Consider the following 1,253-nt stretch of genomic DNA (forward strand, 5'->3'; position numbering starts at 1 on the left):
TGGACTTCCGCCAGAGCTTCCTGACCGCGACCGGGGGGGAGGGTGTGGATGTGGTCCTCAACGCCCTGACCGGGGAATTCGTGGACGCGTCGCTGCAGCTGCTGCCCCGTGGCGGCCGGTTTGTGGAGATGGGTAAAACCGACGTGCGGGACCCGGCCCGGGTCGCCGCAGACCTTCCCGGGGTGGTGTATCAGGCGTTCGACCTGTCCGACGCCGGTGTTGACCGGATCGGGCAGATGCTGGGTGAGATCCTGGACATGTTCGCCGCTGAGATCCTCCAGCCACTGCCGGTGAGGGTATTCGAGTCAGCTCACGCAGTGCAGGCCTTGCGCTACCTGCAAGCGGCCCGCCATGTGGGCAAGGTGGTGCTGCGGCTGCCGGCGGGGTTGGATCCGCGTGGCACGGTGGTGATCACTGGCGGGACCGGGGTGTTGGGTCAGTTGGTGGCCCGGCATCTGGTCGCCACGCACGGGGTCAGGCATCTGTTGTTGTTGTCCCGGCAGGGCCCGGTCGCGGCGGGAGCGACGGAGCTGGTCGGTGATCTGACCGAGCTGGGTGCGCGGGTGCGGGTGGCGGCGTGTGACGTCGCTGACCGCGATGCCCTGGCTGAGGTGTTGGCGGCGGTGCCGGCCGAGCATCCGCTGGTCGGGGTGGTGCACACCGCCGGAGTGCTTGACGACGGGGTGATTGAGGCGTTGACGCCGCAGCGGCTGCAGACGGTACTGCGGGCGAAGGCCGACGCGGCGTGGTGGCTACACGAACTGACCCAGGATCTGGATCTCGCGTTGTTCGTGGTGTATTCCTCGGCGGCGGCCACCCTCGGGTCACCGGGACAGGGCAACTACGCCGCGGCCAACGCGGTCCTGGACGCCCTGGCACTACGGCGACAGACCGCGGGTCTGGTCGGACAGTCACTGGCGTGGGGACTGTGGGCCCAGCAGTCGACGATGACCGGGCATCTCGACAAGGTGGACCTGGACCGGATGCGACGCAACGGCATCCTTCCCATGTCCTCCGAAGAAGGCCTGGCATTGTTCGACGCGGCAGTACGTACCAACCAGCCGCAACTCGTGCCGATCCGGCTGGACACGGCCGCGCTGCGTCGCGTCGGCGCCGGTGGCCTGCCACCGTTGTGGCAGGTGCTGGCTGGCGGCTCGCCCCGCCGGACGGCGACCACAACCGACACGCGAGTGGACCTGGCCACCAGGCTGGCCGCTATGGGAGTCGAGGAACGCCAGCGGACAGTCCTGGAA

Annotated in this window: 1 protein-coding gene; it reads left to right on the forward strand. The window is 68.8% G+C overall.

The annotated features are described in order from the left end of the window. A partial coding sequence (locus tag AB0883_RS30775) for an SDR family NAD(P)-dependent oxidoreductase (RefSeq protein WP_366644773.1) occupies positions 1 to 1,253 on the forward strand: 1,253 nt, incomplete at both ends.

Source organism: Micromonospora sp. NPDC047812 (assembly GCF_040704175.1).
GTDB lineage: Bacteria > Actinomycetota > Actinomycetes > Mycobacteriales > Micromonosporaceae > Micromonospora.